Annotated in this window: 13 protein-coding genes; 6 read left to right on the top strand and 7 right to left on the bottom strand. The window is 44.1% G+C overall.

Going from position 1 to position 16,525, the window contains the following annotated elements:
- The 5 genes from VR7878_RS17110 to gcvH form a co-directional block, all read right to left on the bottom strand.
- Positions 1-163, bottom strand: a 163-nt coding sequence (locus VR7878_RS17110; RefSeq protein WP_139344031.1) for a transposase, incomplete at its 3' end; no start/stop codon positions are given.
- Between the two features lie 165 nt (positions 164-328).
- The gene (locus VR7878_RS17115) at positions 329-1,408 is read right to left on the bottom strand and encodes a GmrSD restriction endonuclease domain-containing protein (RefSeq protein WP_077337253.1); all 1,080 of its coding nucleotides are present in this window, start codon (positions 1,406-1,408) and stop codon (positions 329-331) included.
- Positions 1,409-1,417: 9 nt separating this feature from the next.
- Complete coding sequence (locus VR7878_RS17120) at positions 1,418-2,479, bottom strand: adenine-specific methyltransferase EcoRI family protein (protein ID WP_235862906.1); 1,062 nt, start codon at positions 2,477-2,479, stop codon at positions 1,418-1,420.
- Positions 2,480-2,766: 287 nt separating this feature from the next.
- A complete protein-coding gene (gene gcvP, locus VR7878_RS17125) occupies positions 2,767-5,631 on the bottom strand; it encodes an aminomethyl-transferring glycine dehydrogenase (RefSeq protein WP_077337254.1) in 2,865 nt (954 codons plus the stop codon).
- A 97-nt stretch (positions 5,632-5,728) separates the two neighbouring features.
- Positions 5,729-6,106, bottom strand: coding sequence for a glycine cleavage system protein GcvH (gene gcvH, locus VR7878_RS17130; protein ID WP_077337255.1), 378 nt, complete (start codon positions 6,104-6,106; stop codon positions 5,729-5,731).
- A gap of 459 nt (positions 6,107-6,565) precedes the next feature.
- Between gcvH and VR7878_RS17135 the strand changes: the two genes are divergently transcribed.
- The 3 genes from VR7878_RS17135 to VR7878_RS17145 all read left to right on the top strand — a co-directional run bounded on the left by VR7878_RS17135 (position 6,566) and on the right by VR7878_RS17145 (position 9,555).
- Positions 6,566-7,189 (top strand): helix-turn-helix domain-containing protein, encoded by a 624-nt coding sequence (locus VR7878_RS17135; RefSeq protein WP_077337256.1) that lies wholly within the window; start codon positions 6,566-6,568, stop codon positions 7,187-7,189.
- Between the two features lie 105 nt (positions 7,190-7,294).
- The gene (gene gcvT, locus VR7878_RS17140) at positions 7,295-8,431 is read left to right on the top strand and encodes a glycine cleavage system aminomethyltransferase GcvT (protein WP_077337257.1); all 1,137 of its coding nucleotides are present in this window, start codon (positions 7,295-7,297) and stop codon (positions 8,429-8,431) included.
- Between the two features lie 101 nt (positions 8,432-8,532).
- Positions 8,533-9,555, top strand: coding sequence for a S1 family peptidase (locus VR7878_RS17145; protein WP_077337258.1), 1,023 nt, complete (start codon positions 8,533-8,535; stop codon positions 9,553-9,555).
- Here the strand turns inward: VR7878_RS17145 and VR7878_RS17150 are convergent.
- Both VR7878_RS17150 and VR7878_RS17155 read right to left on the bottom strand, forming a co-directional pair.
- Complete coding sequence (locus tag VR7878_RS17150; RefSeq protein WP_077337259.1) at positions 9,514-11,250, bottom strand: GGDEF domain-containing phosphodiesterase; 1,737 nt, start codon at positions 11,248-11,250, stop codon at positions 9,514-9,516. The genes VR7878_RS17145 and VR7878_RS17150 overlap by 42 nt on opposite strands.
- 74 nt (positions 11,251-11,324) lie before the next feature.
- Complete coding sequence (locus VR7878_RS17155; RefSeq protein WP_139344134.1) at positions 11,325-11,801, bottom strand: CreA family protein; 477 nt, start codon at positions 11,799-11,801, stop codon at positions 11,325-11,327.
- A 238-nt stretch (positions 11,802-12,039) separates the two neighbouring features.
- Here VR7878_RS17155 and VR7878_RS17160 point away from each other — a divergent pair, with 238 nt between their 5' ends.
- From VR7878_RS17160 to VR7878_RS17170, 3 genes are all read left to right on the top strand, one after another.
- Entirely contained in the window at positions 12,040-12,537 is a 498-nt protein-coding gene (locus tag VR7878_RS17160) for a hypothetical protein (protein ID WP_077337260.1), read from the top strand.
- 196 nt (positions 12,538-12,733) lie between these two features.
- The gene (locus VR7878_RS17165; protein WP_077337261.1) at positions 12,734-13,930 is read left to right on the top strand and encodes an acetate/propionate family kinase; all 1,197 of its coding nucleotides are present in this window, start codon (positions 12,734-12,736) and stop codon (positions 13,928-13,930) included.
- Between the two features lie 463 nt (positions 13,931-14,393).
- A complete protein-coding gene (locus VR7878_RS17170; protein WP_077337262.1) occupies positions 14,394-16,388 on the top strand; it encodes a methyl-accepting chemotaxis protein in 1,995 nt (664 codons plus the stop codon).
- Positions 16,389-16,525 lie beyond the last annotated feature (137 nt).

A 16,525-nucleotide genomic window follows, 5' to 3' on the forward strand; every position in this document is an offset into this window, starting at 1 on the left:
GCCGACGGGCTTCGGAGACATCCATTCCCGCATATTTTTTGCGCCAGGTGTAAAAAGTCGCATCCGAGATCCCGTGTTTACGGCACAACTCCCTGACGGGAATACCTGCTTCGGCTTCTTTAAGAATGGTAATGATCTGTTGTTCGTTGAATCGCTTCTTCATGTTCATCATCTCCTTGGTTGGATGAACATCACTAAGTATAGACTGGACTAGATTTAGGGGAGCAGGTCACTAGGGCTGCAATGGATTAGATGGAAAGTGAAGAATTGTTTGATTTGATTCAATTCAACTAAAGATGAATAATAGTTAGTTACCATCCCGCATTTATTACTTATTGGACTTACGCCTGTTACAGTCTCTACACAGCATTTGCCCATTCTTTAAATCTGTTTTTCCGCCTTGCGACCAAGGAGTTATATGATCCGCTTCCATCTGTTTTAGTTCAAAGTGCTCAGTACAAGCGGGGCATACTCCTTTTTGGCGCTCATAAAGCGTTCGTTTTTGACTATCGGTGAAAGCTCTTATACTTAAATGCTTTTCATCTCGCGTCAGCAAATACTCATAAATACCTTTCTTTTTCGTAACCTCATCATCACTCATAAGTTGAATTATTTCAGCTTCTAAGGTTCTAGGGTCAAGACTATCGGTTTTATGTCTATTATAAAGAACACCCCAAGCAATTCCTTTCATCTCTTTTCGATACTTAGGGAAGGTTGCTGTAACCCAGTTGATTACGGTCTGAAAATAAAGCCATAGAGGTGTAGCATTAGGGTCATGTTGATGCTTAGCCATATATCCATCAATATCACCTTCATTTACCCAAGAAATTGCAGTTTCAAGGTAGTCTTGGCGAATAGGAGAGCCTGACATATATTTATCCGCAAGCTGATAAGCAGCACACTGAGTTTTGGAGAAGTACCGTTTTACATCAGAAGTCCATGAACCTGAATAAACCGCGTTGCGTAGTTCTTGTTCTGTTAGTTTCTCGCCAGCAATGTTGATTGTTCTGAACCAATCAAGTTTTTCACTATCCGTACCGCTACATTTATAAACTGTTAACTCATAATCAAGAATCGCATCCTGTTCATCCTTCTGAAGATTATGAAAATATCTATTATTGTACGAATATACCCCGTCTATAAACTGACAAATAGATACAGTACGCTGCTGCCCATCGATTATTTCAAAGCCATTTTCAGTAACCGCCCAGTACATCATATTCAGAGGAAAACCTCGAATTACGGTATTGATTACCGCCTCTCTTTGTTTATCACTGTAAACGAATTCACGTTGGTAAGGAGGACGAATGTTCAATAACCCATCAAATCCTATAACCCCAGCCTCTTCGTTGTCCTGATAATTAGCAACCAATTGCTTAATCGAAATTTTTTCTAATTCAATTTCCATTTAAATCTCTTACTTAATTGGATTTTTATTGCGAATGAAAAGCCTTTTGTAAATTTGCTTTCCATCTACACTAGCGCCGTAACCACACCCCTCTTTATGATAGCCAATCGGTTCACCGTAAGAATAGCTGCAACCTAGAATATCAAATTGTTCGGGGTTATATTTTGTTAGAAATGTAATTGGAACTCCCATAGCCCCTTCATAATCCATTGGTATGTTTTGCGTTCTAGACACTTCAATAGCATTAAAGTTATCGTAGTAAGGGTACTCTAATTCATTGCCAGAGTACCTTTTCACTAAAATCATCTCTTCGTGTCGTTTATTGTGATCGAGGCTGGTATACCAGACCACACCCGAAACTCGAATCATACCTTCTTTATGGTCATTATCCGAAGCTGTGTCTTCATAGTGAGGCGCTACAAAGTGAGCCATATTTCGTTTGAAACCATAACCAAGCCACATCCTGTTATCCCTGATTAATGGGAACACATCTTTGTAGGTGATAGCGTTTTGATGTCCGATGATTATGAATTTCTTGTTGTAGGCTGCTAATTGCGATACATACTCTCCAAACAAAGAAAACGGAGGGTTCGTAACAACAATGTCTGCTTCTTCTAATATTTTAATACATTCTTCACTTCTAAAGTCGCCGTCACCTTGAAGTTGAGTAACACCTATGTCGTCGGGGGTGGGAAGGTTATCTTTTGCCCCTCCAGTATATTCCAGCTTTATGGCTGCTTCAGAGTCTCCTTGGCTAAATAAATCAACTCTCTGGCTTTTGTAGCATGTAGTAATAAGCTTCTTTAGCCCAAGGTACTCGAAGTTTTTGGCGAAATATTCAAAGAATGCACTGATATATGGGTCGTCGCAATTACAGTAAACCGTTTTACCTTGAAACTGATTACGATAATGACGCAGCTCTCTTTCAATGTCGGTTAACTGCGTATAAAACTCATCTTTTTTATTTCGCTTTGCAGAATGAAGTCCAGTATTTTCGTTTGCCATTTTACACAAATTTTCATTTAAAAATTTTTTGTGCATTTTTGCATAATCAAGGGTTTTCGTCGACAAAGTTCATTCCAAAAAGCTTTGCGGTACACAAAATCAAACACTTAGATAAAGCTACCATGTTCATTACTCGCTCTTATTTACGCAACAACCCTTTCAGCTCCTTGGGGCTACCTTCGTGTCTACTGAGCGTATGGTTGCAATACCTGAGTTAATCCGAACAGTCAGAGCGCACTTTGGCTCGTAACTCAGTTTTGTCCAAAAATGTTTTACAGCATAACAAAAAGGCGAACCAAACCGTTCGCCTTTTGCCATTCAAGTGAGTTCTCAACTCAGTTATCCGTAATCACCTAACCCTCATAATCACTGACTGGCGGGCAGCTACAGATCAGGTTTCTGTCGCCATAAACATTATCGACCCGATTGACGGTCGGCCAGTATTTTGCTGACTGAGTATGTGGGGTCGGGAAGCAGGCGAGTGCACGGCTGTATGGATGTTGCCAGTCGTCGGCGGCCAGATCAGCTTGTGTGTGCGGTGCGTTCACCAGCGGATTATCCGTAAGCGGCCACACACCGGCAACGACTTGGTCGATCTCTTCACGAATGGCGATCATCGCGTCGCAGAAGCGATCTAACTCAGCCAGATCTTCCGATTCTGTCGGTTCGATCATCAATGTACCGGCCACCGGGAAGGACATCGTCGGCGCGTGGAAGCCATAGTCCATCAGCCGCTTGGCGATATCTTCTTCGGAAATGCCGGACGCCTCTTTAATTGGCCGAATATCGATAATACATTCGTGCGCAACGCGGCCGTTATCGCCTCGGTAGAGAATCGGATAATGGGCGCGGAGCCGCTCCATCACGTAGTTGGCATTCAGAATCGCCAGTTGAGTCGCTTCGGTTAATCCGGCGGTGCCCATCATCGTAATATAAGCCCAGGATATCGGCAGAATCGAGGCACTGCCTAAATCTGCGGCCGCGACTGCATGGTCGTTGCCTTCGACGCCGGACTCAATGTGGCCGGGTAAAAATGGCGCCAGATGAGATTTCACTCCGATAGGGCCGACGCCCGGGCCACCGCCGCCGTGCGGAATACAGAACGTTTTATGCAAGTTCAGGTGGGAGACATCCGAGCCGATAAAGCCGGGGGTGGTCAGTCCGACCTGTGCGTTCATATTCGCGCCGTCCAGATAAACCTGTGCGCCAATCGCGTGGATCAGTTCACATACCTGCCGGACATGCGTTTCGTACACGCCGTGGGTGGACGGGTAAGTAATCATGATGCAGGAGATTTCTTGCTGATATTTTTCGATCTTGGCTTTGAGGTCGGCAAGATCAATATTCCCGTTCGAGTCACAAGCGACGACGACAACATCCAGTGACACCATTGCGGCTGAGGCAGGATTGGTGCCGTGCGCTGAGCTTGGAATCAAACAAATATGGCGGTTATTTTCACCGCGGCTCTGATGATAGCGCTGAATCGCAATCAGCCCGGCATATTCACCGGATGCACCGGAGTTCGGTTGCAGTGAGAACGCATCATAACCGGTAATCGTGCATAGTTTGGTTTTTAAATCTTCGGCCAGCTCAGTATATCCGGCAACCTGACTTTTTGGGGCAAACGGATGGATTTGGCCGAATTCAGGCCATGTCACCGGAATCATCTCAGAGGCAGCATTGAGTTTCATGGTGCAACTGCCCAGTGGAATCATGCCGTGGGTCAGCGAGAAGTCTTTATTCTCCAGCGTTTTCAGATAACGCATCATCAGCGTTTCACTGTGATAACGATGGAAGACCGGGTGAGTCAGATAAGCGGATGCTCTGCGGCAGGATTCAGGAATCGCCGCGTATTCATTATGCTCAATCTCAGTGGCAATCTTTTCCGGATCGGCTTGGATGTTGAATACCGTAAACAGGGTCTGAAGATCATCCGGCGTCTTGGTTTCATCGAAACTGATGCCAAGGGCTTGCTCATAGCGACGCAGATTAAGCCCGGCTTGCTGTGCTTTTTGATACAGCGCATCGGTCTGGTCACTGGTCTCAATTGTCAGGGTGTCAAAGAACGTCTGATGACGCAGTTTGTAACCCTGTAACGTGAGTCCGGCCGCCATGATTGCGGTCAGATGGTGGGTTCGCCGGGCGATGGTTTTGAGTCCTTCCGGACCATGGTAGATGGCATAGAAAACCGCCATGTTCGCCAGTAGTGCCTGCGCGGTACAGATATTCGAAGTCGCCTTCTCGCGCCGGATATGTTGCTCCCGGGTTTGCATCGCCATACGCAGTGCGGGCTGGCCTTTGGCGTCCACCGAGACACCGATGATTCTGCCCGGCATGGTGCGTTTGTATTGATCGCGGGTTGCCATAAAGGCAGCATGTGGGCCGCCATAGCCCATTGGTACGCCAAAGCGTTGGGAAGAGCCAATCACAATATCGGCACCCATTTCTCCGGCCGGTTTAACTAATGTGCTGGCAAGTAAATCGGTAGCAACTGCAACCAAAGTTTTATTCTGATGGGCAGCCTCGATCACCGGGGTTAAATCAGTGACTTCACCGGTGGTGGTCGGATATTGCAGTAAGGCGCCGAAGACATCTTGCTGAGGCAGCTCGCTGACCGGCAACACCACCACTTCAAAATTCATGAATTCAGCGCGATTTTTGACCACTGCGATAGTTTGCGGATGAACATGATCCGCGATGAAAAAGCGTTGGCTTTTACTTTTGCCGGCTCTTTTACATAAGGCCATTGCTTCCGCTGCGGCGGTTGCTTCATCCAAAAGTGAGGCATTGGCGATATCCATACCGGTTAAGTCAATCACCATCTGCTGGAAATTCAGCAGTGACTCTAAACGACCTTGCGAAATCTCAGGTTGGTAAGGGGTGTATGCCGTATACCAGCCGGGGTTTTCCAAAACATTGCGTTGAATGACACTGGGTGTGAATGTGTCATAGTAACCCTGACCGATAAAACTGCGGGCAATTTGGTTTTTGCCTGCGATGCGTTTCAATGCCGCGAGCATCTCGGATTCACTCATCGCTTCAGGGAGCGAAAGGGGAGATTCCAGACGAATGCCGGCCGGGACGGTTTCACTGATGAGCGCTGTCAGGCTTTGTGCACCAATGGTCTTCAGCATCATTGCTTGTTCCCGTTGGCGCGGGCCGTTGTGACGTGTTGCGAATTCTGTTTGAGAAGAGAGGTTGCGCAGTAGTTGAGTCATAATTCCTTACCGTGACCACAAAAAGGTATCAGTTGATACAAGCTGAACTCAGGATATAAAAAAGCTGCGCACAAGAGATGTAAGCAGCTTTGGTTGATCAGTCTTCCAATGTATTGAGGTATTCTGCTTCGTCTTTCAGATCATCCAGTTCTGCGGGATCCGTCATGCGGATTTTGGCAATCCATCCTCCTTCATACGGTTCTTCGTTAATCAGTTCGGGACGATCACCGAGATCTTCGTTTACTTCAATGATGATGCCGCTGACCGGGGAATAGATATCAGATGCCGCCTTGACGGATTCGACCAATGAAAAGTTGTCACCGGCATCCACGTCACTGTCAACATCAGGGAGTTCAACATATACGACATCACCTAACATTTCTTGTGCGTGTTCTGAAATGCCAACGGTAACGGTCCCGTCACCGTGATTGAGAACCCATTCGTGGCTGTCAGTAAACTTCAGCGTGTTATCCATGCATTTATCTCCAAAAATCGATTATAACTAGTGATCAGAGTGTCACCGGATTCAGATTGTATTCCTGAGGGGGGATCAAAAATCAGAGAATGACTGCAAAACATCATGAAAGCCAAAATCTGCTTTCGCTGTCATCCATCCGGAATCATCGGGTGTCCGACTCTTCCCATAGCGTAGCCAATTTAGATGATGTTACTAAGTCATTTCTGTAAAAATCCGGATGATATGTCGCTAACATTACCTGTTGAGAGAATCGTAATCAATAAAAATTTCTTATAGGAAATTAATTTTCTTGCTAGTATGTAAAAAAGTAATCATGAGATGCCGTCTCAGTGATATTCACCGGAAACCGCGGCCATGGTGTGAGTTGAAATACTGTCACATCTGAAGGCCACTAAATTGATTGAGATGACAAGATTCCGGTGGGAATTGTTATTGATATTTACTAGAGGAGACACCATGGGAAAAAGTACGCTGGATGATAATCCTGCCTTGGTTTTAACGCAGGAATCTCAGGAAAATAACATCGACCCGCTTCGATTAGGGCAGCGTATTAAGGATATTCGTCTTGAACTCGGCCTGACGTTAGAAGAAGCAAGCCAAAAGACCGGATTGGCGAGGTCTACTCTGAGTAAAATTGAGAATGAGCAAATTTCACCGACGTTTCAGGCGATGCAGAAATTAGCGCATGGCTTGGATATCGGGATGCCACAACTATTTGAGCCACCAAAGAAAATGGTGGCGACAGGGCGCAGAGATATCACTCTGGCACAGCAGGGAAAGCCTCATCCGACATCCACGTATGAACATGAATTACTGGCGACTCAGTTATCCGGTAAAAAAATGACCCCGTTTAAAACCCGGGTTCGGGCAAGAGAATTTGAAGAATACGGTGATTGGGTTCGGCACGATGGAGAAGAGTTTCTGTTGGTACTTGAGGGTTCAGTGATGCTGTATACCGAGTTTTATGAACCGATCACGCTACATGTCGGTGACAGTGTTTACTATGATGCCAACATGGGCCATGTATTAACGTCGGTCAGTGATTCTGATGCACTGATTTTATGGGTTACTGCGAAATGATCAATCTGTGTGTGTTTCAAAAAGTTTATTATAGGAAACATGCACAACATACAATATTAAAGCCTACTTTGTCGGGCAACCGGATGTATGAAAAGGGAGAGCCACATGTCATCTGAACAAGAGAATCAGCCGTTGTTAAGAACACCACTGTATGCATTGCATCAGGAATTTGGCGCCAAGATGGTACCGTTTGCCGGCTATGAAATGCCGGTTCAGTATCCTTTAGGGGTCAAGAAAGAGCATTTGCATACTCGTGAAGCCGCCGGCTTATTTGACGTTTCTCATATGGGACAAATCTGCTTGAAAGGAGAGGGCGCGGCACTGGCACTGGAATCACTGGTGCCTGTCGATGTGGTTGATCTGCCGGTTGGCAAACAGCGTTATGGCTTCTTGACCAATGAAAATGGTGGAATTTTAGATGACTTGATGATTGCCAATTTAGGCGATTGCCTGTTTGTCGTCATCAATGCGGCCTGCAAGCAACAAGATATTGCATATCTAAAACAGCATTTACCTGCACATCTGGTTTTGGAAGAGCTGGATGAGCGGGCTCTACTGGCTTTGCAAGGCCCGAAGGCGGCCAGCGTCTTATCACAACTGGCACCGGAAGTGGCCGAGATGTATTTTATGGATGTACGGCGCGTGTCGTTGCTGGATATCGAATGTATTGTGAGTCGCAGTGGTTATACGGGGGAAGATGGTTATGAAATCTCTGTCCCGGCCGATCAGGTCGAGCGGCTGGCTCATCATCTCCTCACATTCGATGAGGTTGCCTTGATTGGTCTTGGGGCGCGTGACTCTCTGCGGTTGGAATGTGGTTTGTGCCTCTATGGTCATGATTTGGATGAGACGACAACCCCTGTGGAAGCCAGTTTACTCTGGGCAATCAGTCCGGTGCGTCGGGCAGGCGGTGCCAGAGCCGGAGGATTTCCCGGGGCGGCAGTGATTCTGGAACAGATTGAACAGCAATCTGCACAGCGTAAGCGCGTCGGGCTGGTCGGACAGACCAAAGCACCGGTTCGGGAAGGAACGGAATTATTTGATCAGCAAGGCCGACAGATCGGCATTGTGACCAGCGGTACATCAGGGCCAACCGCAGGGCAGCCGGTTTCGATGGGATATATCGCCAGTGAGTATGCAACTCTCGATACGGAGATTTATGCCGATGTGCGCGGTAAGATGCTACCGATGACGATAACCAAAATGCCGTTTGTCCCTCAACGTTATTATCGCGGAAAATAATAGCATTGCATCAAATTGAAAAGGGAAATACAGAAAGTATTTTCCTTTTTTTTTCGTGCGGCTATGATAAGTCATACTTTTATTAATGACGAAATATTCTAATGTTTTCAAAGTGGATTCGCATAGCACTATGCTGTTGCTGTTTATTGTCTTCACCTGTCTTTTCGAGTGATGTTTCCCCTTATATTGTCAACGGCACGGAAACATCGGTGGTCACCCATCCTGACTTTGTCAGCCTGTTTTATGACCGCACGGAGTATGATCGGATGTATGGCGGGCATAGTTTCTGTGGTGGCACCATGCTGACCAATCAGTATGTATTGACGGCCGCACACTGTATTTTCAGCGGAGACAGTATTAATGAAGAGTCCATGTTGTTTATGACGGTCGGGCAGACTAGTGATGAAACGGACTGGATTTACAATATTATCCCGGTCAGACCGGCTGAATTTTATTATTTCAGTTCATTCAGTGATTCGGAAAGTGACCTATGGAAAGACGATATTGCGATTATTAAACTGACATCACCGTTAAATACTGGCGGCACGATCAATCGTCCAACGAATGAGTCCTATCGGAGTAATAGCGAGAGTTTTACCGCTATTGGTCATGGCAATACCACCACCAATACTATCACCTATAAATTGTTGAAAACGTCAATGGATTATGTTGACCAGTCAACCTGTGCTTCAGTAACCTCCGGGCTGCATGATTCTCAAATCTGTTTTTCCGGCGGTTCAGCACCTACGATGAATAATGGGATTTGTGCCGGCGACTCAGGCGGGCCGATCTACTGGAATGACAGTGGGACGCTGCGTCAAGTTGGCATTACCAGTTTCGGGCCGACGGTGTGTGGCTCTGGCTCAATTACGGGTGTGTTTACTGAGTTAACTAACTATGATACATGGATTGATCAGGTGCTGGATGGCACCCTTGCCCCAAACTATATTGCAACGGATGCAAAACGTCTGGCGTATTATCAGACGAATATATTGCGTAGTAGCTCCGGTGGTGGCTCGATAGGATGGTACTTATTGGGGGTATTATTCGGTATTTTGGGATATCGATGGAAGGAAAGGGCTTCAGCCACAATTCGGTGCGACGGACACACCCATCATATTTGATGGGTTATAATGCATGGCTGCTGCAAGTGATAATGGTTTTGCAAACCAGTAGCCCTGCAAGTGAGAAGCGCCCATCTTATGGAACTGGCGTAACATGTCGCTGTTTTCAATCCCTTCTATGACCACACTGATATGCTCTTTCCTACATAACTCGATTAAAAATGCCAGAAATTGGTAAGAGTTATGATTTTGCATGGTCTTCATCGAGAAGTATCGGTCTATTTTGATTTGATCAAAGGGGAGATCGAAAAAGCTGTGAATAGAACTGAAACCGGCACCGAAATCATCCAGAGACAATAAAAAACCAAGCTCATTGAGTCGGTTAATCTGCTGAAGCGCATATTTATGTTCATCAAGAATCACGGTTTCAGTCAATTCAAGAATAATCGAAGCCGGATTGAGGCCTGATTCTAAGGTAATGCGTAACATTTCATCGGGAAAGTTACTGTTCAGTAATTGTAGCACTGAGACATTGACGTTCACCCGGGCTGAGGCTTGATTTGTTCTATTGTAATGAGAGATGAATCGGCACGCTTTCTCAAATACTTGGTACCCCAGCTCAACGATGAGGCCTTTATTTTCAGCCACGGGGATGAACTCATCGGGATAAATGTGACCGTAATCTTTGGAATGCCATCTGACTAAAGCTTCGAAACTGGAGACTTTTCCCGTCGTAGTATCAACAATGGGCTGAAACTTGACCGAGAGGCTTTTATTTCTTAAAGCATCTTTTAAGCCGCTTTCGATGTAAAAATAGCGATCCACTTTTTTTTGCGTATTCCCCTCATACACTTCGATCTGAGACTGACTTTGTTCATTGGCAAATGCACATGTTCTAAAGGCAATACTCAAGATTTCTTCACTTTCAAGCTGGTGGTCACAATCCGGATAAATTCCGAGACTCATGCCATTGGCAAAGAGTGTATTTTGTTGTGCCATGCAGGCCTGATAACGGAGAATAAATTGAGTACACATCATTCTGAGAGATGTATGCGCAACCGAATCTCTGAACAGTACCGCGTATGTATCCAAACTCACCCGGTAAAGTGTTGCGTTTTCATGGGGGAAGACATTGGCCGCTGCTTTGACATTGCTGATGACGTTTTTGAGTAGGGCAGAACCATATTCGATCAGATAGGATTGTAATTCATGAATCTGAATATAAATGACCGAAAAGTTGTTCTTTGTTGATTGAACGAGTAAATCCAGATCTAAAAGTAGTTTTCGCAGATTAAACAAACCGGAGCTGTCATCATAGAAAGCGGCTTCTTTGAGATAGGTTTCCATCATTTTTTTATCAGAAATATCCCGGTGACTGCCGACGATGTAAGTTTCACCGTTTTCGGTCAAACAGATCGCACTTCCTTCGATCCATAAATAGTCACCGTCGGTTTTTCTTACCCGATACGGTGTGATCATTCGTTGTTCAAAAGCCTCGATATGATAGTCGACTCGGTTGATCAGTAATGCCTGATCGTCAGGATGAACAAGCGCATACCATGCGGAGATATGAATTGTGGGTGACTGAATACCAAACTGAACATAGAAATTCGGGTTATAAAATGTCAGATGGCCTTTGGCATCCATGTGAAATATTCCCTCATTGAACACATCAAAAATATGGATGAGGCGCGTGTTATATTCGTTGTTGGGCGGCTGAACTTGTGACACCCCTTCCCCCAAGTCTTTTTGCATGTAATCGAAGGCTCCTTGACGCCAATATGCTCATCAGTCTGATTTGCTTAAGTTGGTCGTGTTAGAGTATTGCTTCAATGATTCGGTTCTGGCTGCTTTTGATAGGCTTGTGTTCCCCACAGTGGCACGGTTGATATACTGTGTTTGAAGCTGCCGGAAGTCTCTTTAGTTGAGTAAGAAACATAGATCAGCGTTTGTGTCTTTGGGTCATATATTCTGCGCATTTTCATGGACTTAAAGAAAATACTTTTGGATTTTTTGAAAATCACTTCCCCCGAATCTGACTTGTCAATTTTTGCGATCATTTCAGGAGTTATCTCCCCCGTTTGCCGACAGGCAATCGATGAGTCTGATGGATCGGATAAACTAAGATCAGCTTCAATGCTGGCAATGTGGCAGGTAACACCGGTAACGATGGGGTCGATGAGCTGATTGATTTTGATATCTTGGGTGGTAAACAGGCCTAAACTGACATCACCCACTTCATTGTTATCACAGGCAGTGAGTCCCAGAGAAAGCAGTGATGCGATGAATATATTCTTGAGTCTCATGTATGGTTTCCAGCCGTCAAATGAGTGTCCCATCATAGCAAGATATTTGAGGATTCCCAAATAAACTGAGTCTGATGAAGGCATTACCGTGACATTGTCTATGAACGTTATCGCTAAGTGATGACTGATTCACCGGGAATTTCGGCAGTGATATGAACCCAAGCAGCACTTTTATCCCCTTTTCGGGATAGATTCGAGTAAGATGGGTGATTCCCCGATATTGAAATGATAGGGCTTTATGAATATCGCACAAATAAAAAACCAGTGGTTATCGGCTCAAGTAGATGTTGCGTATCCAACGCCCCAAAGTTTGATTGGGCGTGATCTATATCTGGCATCGGTTCAGCAATGCACATATCAGGATGTCGCATTACAGGCCGTTGCTGAGTTGATACCACAGGATGTCTATCGCGTTGATTTTCATCGTTTAACGGTGATGTTTGCTCAGCTTCAGGCCGGGCAATACCAGACCCCGACAGAAAAAGAAGCCATTATCGAATTCTTTACCCAAATTATTTATGCGCCACCTTGTGAGCTATATCTTGGTTTTGAGCAGGGTGAGCCTGTTGCAGCCGGGGTTCTGACGCAGACGGAAGCGGGGGTTTTAGTTTCTGATTTAGTCATTGCCAAGACCAGTTCGGCTTATGAGACACCGCTTGATTTTGCGTATCAGATCTTAAAATACAGTCAAGTGAATGAGACTGCTCAAGTTTGCAGTGTCGAGTTAAAGAAATAGACGTGCTTACTGAGTAACTCATATATTTTTTATTTGAAAATAAATTATTCCTTGTTCTCGATCATAAAAAAATCGCTTAAGAATCAACATGGACTAAAATAAAGTTGAAACATTCAAAAAATATTGAATAATGGGTACGTTGATTGTTAGGAGAAGCATTTGCTTCAATATTGATTTGAATACAGGATAAAGCCTTATGTCGAACTCGTATGTGTTGGTCGTTAATTCAGGTAGTTCATCCCTTAAATTCGCGGTGATCGACTCTCAAAGCGGTGATGCTATTGTCAGTGGGTTAGGTGAATGTTTCGGATTATCCGAGGCTGTTATCAGTTGGAAATATCAGGGTGAGAAAACAGAGGAAACGATCGATTATCCTGATAATCATCACCAACATGCGGTTGATCGGATTGTCAAACTGATTGAGTCCCTCGGGCTGAATGACAACATCATTGCCATCGGGCACCGGGTTGTCCACGGGGGAGAGAAGTTTACTTCGACGGTTCGTATCAATGAACAGGTTATTACCGAAATTGAGCAACTGGCAGAACTTGCACCGTTACACAATCTAGCCCATGTCAAAGGGATTCGCGCAGCAGTCAAAGCATTTCCTTCGCTACCTCAGTTTGTTGTGTTTGATACCGCATTTCACCAAACCATGCCGAAAAAAGCCTACCGGGATGCAATTCCGACTGAGCTTTACGATGAGTATGCGATTCGTCGTTATGGTTTTCATGGCACCAGCCACTATTATGTCAGCCGTGAAGCGGCAAAAATGCTGGATAAAGATGTCAATGACACCAATGTAATCTCTGTCCATTTGGGCAATGGTGCATCTGTCTGTGCAATTCGGGATGGTCAAAGTGTTGATACGTCGATGGGATTCACCCCTCAGGCCGGATTGATGATGGGGACGCGCTCCGGTGACATTGACCCGGGCATTATTGAATTTTTATTAAAGAAAGGCTGGACACAAGAACAAGTCTTCGACACTTTGTATAAAAAGTCAGGTTTTCTGGGCTTATCCGGTCTGACTTCCGATGCCCGTGGTGTGTTAGAAGCCATGGAACAAGGCAATGAAGATGCCAAACTCGCATTTGAAGTGTTTACCTATCGAGTTGCAAAATATATTGCTTCGTACATGATTCCGCTTCAGCGCGTTGATGCGATTATATTTACCGGCGGGATTGGTGAAAACTCACTACCGATTCGTCGTGAAATTCTGAATTATTTGCGCGTGTTCGGGTTCGTGGAAGATGAAGCCGGCAATGAAGCTGCACGGTTTGGCAATTCAGGCGTTATTGCCCGCTCTGAACTACACAATGCGGTAGCGATGGTTATTCCGACTAACGAAGAGTTGGTAATTGTACGCGAATCTGTTGCTCTGCTTGATTAATTGATATTTAAATGAATTGATATTTAAGAAAAAAAGGTCAGCCTTTAATAGGTTGGCCTTTTTTTATCTCTGTTTTTTTCGTTCAGACCGAAACATATCGAAGTCACCATTATTTTTATGAAAACAATTCAAAATTGTGAAAACATTTCAGATGTTAGATATTTAATGCCAAATATAACACCGATTTTTTGTGATTCTTATCAATTTAATTTGTACGATATTAATTTTTAATTTTACACAAGTATATGAATAGTAAGTGATTTGTACGGATTGAGTTGGATTTTATAGATTTATGTGAATTCTAGCGATGTTTTCAGTTGTTTCATTAGTTAGTATTTTGAATGTTCTGATGATTTGTCATAAATCAACGCAACGAGTTTTTTTCACAACTGTTTTATTCTAATTAATTTTTAAGGCACACTTGTGCCTTTTTTTTACCCATGTGATATTGAAGAGCTTTAATATGAATCTTAATTTAATTGTGTCTAGAGTTTATCTGGGGTTTTTTACTATTATTTTAACGATGTTAATTTCAGCCGGTGCATTATTAAATAGTAATCATAAAGTCTCTGCCAATATGGAATTCATGTTGAAACAATCAACACCGTTCATATTACGTTCAGGTGAACTGACCATCAACTATTTGAATATTGACCGGAGTATGATGTCATATTTATCCACCCTATATCCGGAAGATTTGGAGCCTTTAAGTCAGTCAATTCATCAATCGATGCAAGATTTCCAGACCAAACTAGCATGGTTTAAAAAACGAGATGATCCTGAGCATCATATTCGGGGGTTTATTGAGAAAATAGAATCGACAGCCGTTAAAACATTTCAAGATATTAATATAATACTGAGTGGGTATCAGAAGTATTTGCAAATGAAAGATGAAAATGTCAAACAACGAGCATTGCTCCAGTCACTCATTATGCAAATTAATAATAATTTATTAGCAAATCTGGCTGCAGCAAGCCAGCCTGATGCGCGTCAGTCGGTTGAAGCGTTGCTCACTCAGATTGGACTGTTAGTGAGTGAAGTCAATGACGCGTTTTCTTTACAAGATGTAATTGAAACCCGCGCATTAGAGCGGCGCTTTAAAATACGCAAAACACGTTTGGATGATGCGATTGCAACGTTTCAGGCTGCATCACCATCATTTTTCCGCCAAAGCGAAACACCATTGAAGCTACTTGGCCAGCAAGCCTTCTCCGCTGACGGGGCTGTCTCAAAGCATATTGCGATGGTAGAACTCTATGAGCAACTGGCTATGCAACAGGAGACGGTTAAGGTGGATATTGACGCACAATTGAAACATATTGATGACTTTTCAGCGTATGCGACTCAAATGGCAGAACAGCGGTATATTGAATCCACGGCTCAAGCCAAAGAATCGGTTATTACCGTCGTGATATTGTCGATTGTGTCAGTGGTAATTGCGCTCTCAATCGGTATTGTGATCGCGGCCATGATTCGCAGACCGAGCCGACGCTTGCAACACGTTCTTGGCCACGTTGCGGAAAAAGATCTGAGCTCACGAGTCAACGATCAAACCAACAATGAGTTCGGGATGTTGTCTAAGACGGTGAATATGGTCATCGATGATTTATCCCATATCATTCATCAAATCCGCTCGACAGCGAAGCAACTGAATCATGCTTCTCTCGATAATCAACAGACCAGTGAGGCACTCAGCCTTGCTATTGCAGAGCAAAATTCACAAACTGCATTGACGGCCTCAGCCATGGAAGAAATTGAATACACGGTGAGAGACATATCGGAGTCGGTCAGCGAGACGTTATCTATCGCAACCGTTGCGGTGAATGATTCAGACGCAGGACAAGTATTAATGCAAAAAAATGTTGAGCAATTGAACCATTTGTCTCAGCGCCTGAGAGATTCAACCCAAACGATATATCAATTAGAGAGTTATTGTGCCGGTATTGAGTCGATTCTGGACATTATTTCTAATATCTCTTCACAAACGAACCTTCTCGCCTTAAATGCCGCGATTGAGGCAGCAAGAGCGGGCGAACAAGGTCGTGGTTTCTCTGTCGTGGCGGACGAGGTCAGGGGACTGGCTGAAAAAACAACGGCAAGCACCCAGGAAATACAGGCAAAAATTGAACAACTACAACAAAGCTCTGTTTTAGCGGTAAAACAAATATCAGAGTGTGTCGATGATATGGAAAACTGTATTGTTCAAACGCAAGATGTCAATTCCTCTTTAACTCAGGTTCACATCAATCTGAATAAAATTGAAGAAAAGAGTCATAAAATATCGGCTTCGACGGAGCAACACCAGTGTGCGGCAATTCAGGTCAAGGATAATATTCATAAGATTCAAACCTTGTCTCACCAAAATATGGTTCGCTCCGAAAATTTAGCAAAGCAGAGTAAAACATTAGAACAGATGGCAGAACATCAATCTAAACTCACTTCTTCATTTAAATTATGATAAGCAATTTAATTAATATTCGAAGTGAATAAAATAAAAGCACTAAAATAAGTGTGGGAACTTTATGTTATGAATGATAACGATGTTTGAGATGTGAAATGATTTCATGACTTATTAGAAAACTGCAAAGCCTTTCA

The organism is Vibrio ruber DSM 16370 (assembly GCF_900163965.1).
Classification (GTDB): Bacteria; Pseudomonadota; Gammaproteobacteria; order Enterobacterales; family Vibrionaceae; genus Vibrio; species Vibrio ruber.